Annotated in this window: 4 protein-coding genes; 3 read left to right on the forward strand and 1 reads right to left on the reverse strand. The window is 69.3% G+C overall.

The genetic code is table 11. The annotated features are described in order from the left end of the window. Positions 1-318 (forward strand): response regulator transcription factor (locus tag ACWGIU_RS28050; RefSeq protein ID WP_453710352.1); only part of this gene is annotated, 318 nt, incomplete at its 5' end. A 136-nt stretch (positions 319-454) separates the two neighbouring features. Then, the gene (locus tag ACWGIU_RS28055; RefSeq protein ID WP_453710354.1) at positions 455-3,595 is read left to right on the forward strand and encodes an efflux RND transporter permease subunit; all 3,141 of its coding nucleotides are present in this window, start codon (positions 455-457) and stop codon (positions 3,593-3,595) included. Between the two features lie 86 nt (positions 3,596-3,681). On the opposite strand, the gene nadA is transcribed toward ACWGIU_RS28055, so the two are convergent. After that, positions 3,682-4,869, reverse strand: coding sequence for a quinolinate synthase NadA (gene nadA / locus ACWGIU_RS28060; protein ID WP_453710356.1), 1,188 nt, complete (start codon positions 4,867-4,869; stop codon positions 3,682-3,684). Between the two features lie 292 nt (positions 4,870-5,161). On the opposite strand from nadA, the gene erpA reads away from it, so the two are divergent. Next, positions 5,162-5,518, forward strand: a complete 357-nt coding sequence (gene erpA, locus ACWGIU_RS28065) for an iron-sulfur cluster insertion protein ErpA (protein WP_030010511.1) — start codon at positions 5,162-5,164, stop codon at positions 5,516-5,518. Positions 5,519-5,526: the final 8 nt, after the last annotated feature.

Here is a 5,526-nt window from a genome sequence, read left to right on the forward strand (position 1 = left end):
CTGCTCTCCCCGGCCGCCACCAAAGGGCTCATCGCCACCTTCCTCGCCCAGGGCGGCGGCGCCGACCCCGCCACCGCCGCAGCATCGGCCGGGTCTCACGCACAGCGGCTCGCCGCGCTGACCGTCCGGGAGCGCGAGGTCCTCGTGCACGTGGCGGCGGGACTGTCGAACGACGGGATCGCCGGGCGGCTGGAGGTCAGCCCGCTGACCGTCAAGACCCACGTGAACCGGGCGATGGCCAAGCTGGGCGCCCGCGACCGGGCCCAATTGGTGGTTATTGCCTACGAATCGGGACTGGTCCGCCCACGCGCGGAGTAGCACCGCCCCGTACGACGTACTCCAGACGCGGTATGCCGCACATAAGGACGGCACCTGCGAGCGACGAAACGCGCCACCCCGGTGCGACAGGGTGAGAGTGCCCTCGCGTTCGTCACTGCAGAGAGATCTCATACCCATGTCCTGGCTGTCCCGCTTCAGCCTGGCCCAAAGGGCCTTGGTCGGACTCGTGTCGATCGTCGCGCTCCTCTTCGGCGCCATAGCCATCCCGCAGCTCAAGCAGCAGCTGCTGCCCTCCATCGAATTGCCGATGGTGTCCGTGCTCGCGCCGTACCAGGGCGCCTCGCCCGACGTGGTCGAGAAGCAGGTCGTCGAACCGATCGAGGCCATGCTCAAGGGTGTCGACGGCCTCACCGGCATCACCTCCACCGCCAGCGAGGGCAACGCCCTCATCATGGCCACCTTCGACTACGGCGACAGCGGCACCAAGCAGCTCGTCGCCGACGTCCAGCAGGCCGTGAACCGGGCCCGCGTCCGGCTGCCCGCCGAGGTGGACCCGCAGGTCGTGGCCGGTTCGACCGACGACATCCCGACCGTCATCCTGGCCGTCACCTCCGACAAGGACCAGCAGGCGCTCGCCGACCAGCTGGAACGTTCCGTCGTCCCCGTCCTGTCGGACATCGACGGCGTCGGCCAGGTCACCGTCGACGGCGTCCAGGACCTCCAGGTCACCGTCACCCCCGACAACGCCAAGCTCGCGGCCGCCGGCCTCGACGGCGCCACCCTCGCCCAGAGCCTCCAGGCGGGCGGCGCGGCCGTCCCCGCCGGCTCCTTCGACGAGGCGGGCAAGAACCGCACCGTGCGTGTCGGCGGCGGCTACACCTCCCTCGCCCAGCTCGAAGAGCTGCGCCTGACGCCCGGCCCGGGCAAGCCGGCCGTCCGCCTCGGCGATGTCGCCACCGTGAAGCAGGAGCCGGCCAAGGCCGTCTCCATCACCCGTACCAACGGCAAGCCCAGCCTCGCCCTCGTCCTCACCATGGACAAGGACGGCAGCGCCGTCGCCATCTCCGACGCGGTCAAGGAGAAGCTGCCCGAGCTGCGCACCACGCTCGGCGCCGGCGCCGACCTGACCGTCGTCAGCGACCAGGGCCCGGCCGTCGCCAAGTCCATCTCCAGCCTCACCACCGAGGGCATGCTCGGCCTGCTCTTCGCGGTGATCGTGATCCTGGTCTTCCTGGCCTCGCTGCGCTCGACGCTGGTCACGGCGGTCTCCATCCCGCTGTCCGTCGTCCTCGCGCTCATCGTGCTGTGGACCCAGGACCTGTCGCTCAACATGCTGACCCTGGGCGCGCTCACCATCGCCATCGGCCGCGTGGTCGACGACTCGATCGTGGTCCTGGAGAACATCAAGCGCCACCTCGGCTACGGCGAGGAGCGCGAGGCCGCGATCATCACCGCGGTCAGGGAGGTCGCCGGCGCGGTCACCTCCTCCACCCTCACCACCGTCGCCGTCTTCCTGCCGATCGGCCTCACCGACGGCATGATCGGTGAGCTCTTCGGCTCCTTCTCGCTCACCGTCACCGCGGCCCTGCTGGCCTCGCTGCTCGTCTCCCTGACGGTCGTACCGGTGCTCTCGTACTGGTTCCTGAGCGCGCCCAAGGGTGTCGAGCCCGGGAACGCCGAGAGCGCGGCCAAGGCCCGCCGCGAGGCCGAGGAGAAGGAGGCGCGCAGCCGCCTCCAGCTCTTCTACGTCCGCGTCCTGGGCTTCGCCACCCGGCGCCGGCTCACCAGTGTGGCCATCGCGGTGGTCGTCCTCCTCGGCACCTTCGGGATGACCCCGCTGCTGAAGACCAACTTCTTCGACCAGGGCGAGCAGGAAGTCCTGACGGTCAAGCAGGAGCTCGCCCCCGGCACCTCGCTCGCCGCCTCCGACGAGGCGAGCCGCAAGATCGAGCAGGTGCTGTCCTCGGTCGACGGCGTCAAGAGCTACCAGGTCACCGTCGGCTCCTCCGGCTTCCTCGCGGCCTTCGGCGGCGGTACGGGCTCCAACCAGGCCTCGTACCAGGTCAGCCTGAAGGACTCCGGCAAGGCGGACGCCGTCAAGAAGGGCATCGAAGGCAAGCTGGCCGCTCTCGACGGCATCGGCGAGACCCGCATCGTGGCGGGCGACGGCTTCGGCAGCCAGAACCTCAGCGTGGTCGTCAAGGCCGGTGACGGCAAGGTCCTCGCCGAGGCCGCCGAGCAGGTCCGCGTCGAGGTCTCGAAGCTCAAGAACGTCGCCGACGTGCAGAGCGACCTGTCCCAGTCCGTGCCCCGCATCTCCGTGACCGCCACCCCCAAGGCGGCCGAGGCCGGCCTGAACCAGGCCGCGCTCGGCGCGATCGTCGCGCAGGCCGTCCGGGGCAACCCGGCGGGCAAGGCCGTACTCGACGACACCGAGCGGGACATCGTCATCAGGTCCGCGCAGCCGGCCACCACCCTCGCCGAACTGCAGGCCCTGCCGGTCGGGCCGGTCAAGCTCGGCGACATCGCCGAGGTCAAGGAGGTCCCCGGCCCGGTCGCGATGACCCGGATCGACGGCGCCCGCGCCGCCACCGTCACCGCACGGCCGCTCGGCGACAACACCGGCGCGGTCAGCGCCGAGCTGCAGACCAAGCTCAAGGCCCTGGACCTGCCGGAGGGTGCCACCGCCTCCATCGGCGGCGTCTCCGAGGACCAGGACGAGGCCTTCGGCTCGCTGGGCCTGGCCATGCTCGCGGCCATCGCGATCGTGTTCATGCTGCTCGTCGCGACCTTCCGGTCGCTGATCCAGCCGCTGATCCTGCTGGTGTCCATCCCGTTCGCGGCGACCGGCGCACTCGGCCTGCTCATCGCCACCGGCACCCCGATGGGCGTCCCGGCGATGATCGGCATGCTGATGCTCATCGGCATCGTGGTGACCAACGCGATCGTCCTGATCGACCTGGTCAACCAGTACCGCGCCCAGGGGCTGGGCGTCGTCGAAGCGGTCATCGAGGGCGGCCGGCACCGGCTGCGCCCGATCCTGATGACGGCCCTGGCGACGATCTTCGCCCTGCTCCCGATGGCGCTGGGCGTCACCGGCGAGGGCGGCTTCATCTCGCAGCCGCTCGCGGTCGTGGTGATCGGCGGCCTGGTCAGCTCCACCGTGCTGACGCTGCTGCTGGTGCCGACCCTCTACACGATGGTCGAGCTCCGCAAGGAGCGCCGCCGCGCCAAGCGCTCGGCGAAGCGCGAGGCCCGTCTGACGGTGGTCCCGGCTCCCTCCGCCACGGAAGACGAGGTCCCGGCCAAGGCCTGACACCCGTCGCACGACAGCCGAAGGGCCGCTCCTCGATCGCAAGATACGAGGGGCGGCCCTTCGGGCGTGTGCGGGGGAGGGGGCGGCTACGGGAGCGCCAGCATCCGCTCCAGCGCGAGCTTCGCGAAGCTCTCCGTCTCCTTGTCGACCTGGATCTGGTTGACGAGGTTGCCCTCGGCCAGGGACTCCAGGGTCCACACCAGGTGCGGGAGGTCGATGCGGTTCATCGTCGAGCAGAAGCAGACCGTCTTGTCGAGGAAGACGACTTCCTTGTCCTCGGCGGCGAATCGGTTCGCCAGGCGGCGGACCAGGTTCAGCTCGGTGCCGATGGCCCACTTGGAACCGGCCGGGGCCGACTCCAGCGCCTTGATGATGTACTCCGTCGAGCCGACGTGGTCCGCGGCCGCCACGACCTCGTGCTTGCACTCGGGGTGGACCAGGACGTTCACGCCGGGGATCCGGGCGCGGACGTCGTTGACCGAGTCGACCGAGAAACGGCCGTGCACCGAGCAGTGCCCGCGCCACAGGATCATCTTGGCGTTCCGCAGCTGCTCGACCGTCAGGCCGCCGTTCGGCTTGTGCGGGTTGTAGAGCACGCAGTCGTCCAGGGACATGCCCATGTCGCGGACAGCGGTGTTGCGGCCCAGGTGCTGGTCCGGGAGGAAGAGGATCTTCTCGCCCTGCTCGAACGCCCACTCCAGGGCCTTCTTCGCGTTGGACGAGGTGCAGATCGTGCCGCCGTGCTTGCCGGTGAAGGCCTTGATGTCGGCGGAGGAGTTCATGTACGAGACGGGCACCGTGGCGTCGGCGATGCCGGCCTCGGTCAGCACGTCCCAGCACTCCGCGACCTGCTCGGCGGTGGCCATGTCGGCCATCGAGCAGCCGGCGGCCAGGTCCGGCAGGACCACCTTCTGGTCGTCCGAGGTCAGGATGTCCGCGGACTCGGCCATGAAGTGCACGCCGCAGAAGACGATGTACTCGGCCTCCGGCCTGGCGGCGGCGTCCTTGGCCAGCTTGAAGGAGTCGCCGGTGACGTCCGCGAACTCGATGACCTCGTCGCGCTGGTAGTGGTGGCCCAGGATGAAGACCTTGTCCCCGAGCTTCTCCTTGGCCGCGCGGGCACGCTCCACGAGGTTCGGGTCCGACGGCGAGGGCAGGTCGCCGGGGCACTCCACCCCGCGCTCGCTCTTGGGGTCGGCCTCACGGCCGAGCAGCAGCAGGGCAAGGGGCGTCGGCTGGACGTCCAAGGGCTGGGCGGTGGTCACGACACGCACCCTTTCTGTTCTGCGACAAGGGACTTCTGGATCATCGCTTCGACTTCTCGTCTATTTGACGTTATCTATCATAACCGCTTCACGTCAGTTTGACGATGCCGATAGTGTCAATGTGACGCATCAGCCCACGATTCGCCGGGCCCACCCCCGCGTGCGGTGTGCGAGCATGGAAATCTGAAACAAGCGTCGGGTCCCGGAATGAATCCGCGGTCCCGCTCGTTGCCACCGACGGCAAGAGTCCGACGTTTCTCCGCCTCCGGCGGGGAGCCGCCCACTTCGGGAGTGAATGCAGATGTCCGTACAGGACGACAAGACCACTGTGAGCGACGGCATCCTCCTGTCCGACGCCGCCGCCGAGAAGGTCAGGACCCTGCTGGAGCAGGAGGGCCGCGATGACCTGGCGCTCCGCGTCGCCGTCCAGCCCGGTGGCTGCTCCGGCCTGCGCTACCAGCTCTTCTTCGACGAGCGCTCCCTCGACGGCGACGTCGTGAAGGACTTCGACGGTGTGAAGGTCGTCACGGACCGGATGAGCTCCCCGTACCTCCACGGCGCCTCGATCGACTTCGTCGACACCATCGAGAAGCAGGGCTTCACGATCGACAACCCGAACGCCACGGGCTCCTGCGCCTGCGGCGACTCGTTCAGCTAGGCCCGAAC

The sequence above is a fragment of the Streptomyces sp. NPDC054840 genome (assembly GCF_053611065.1).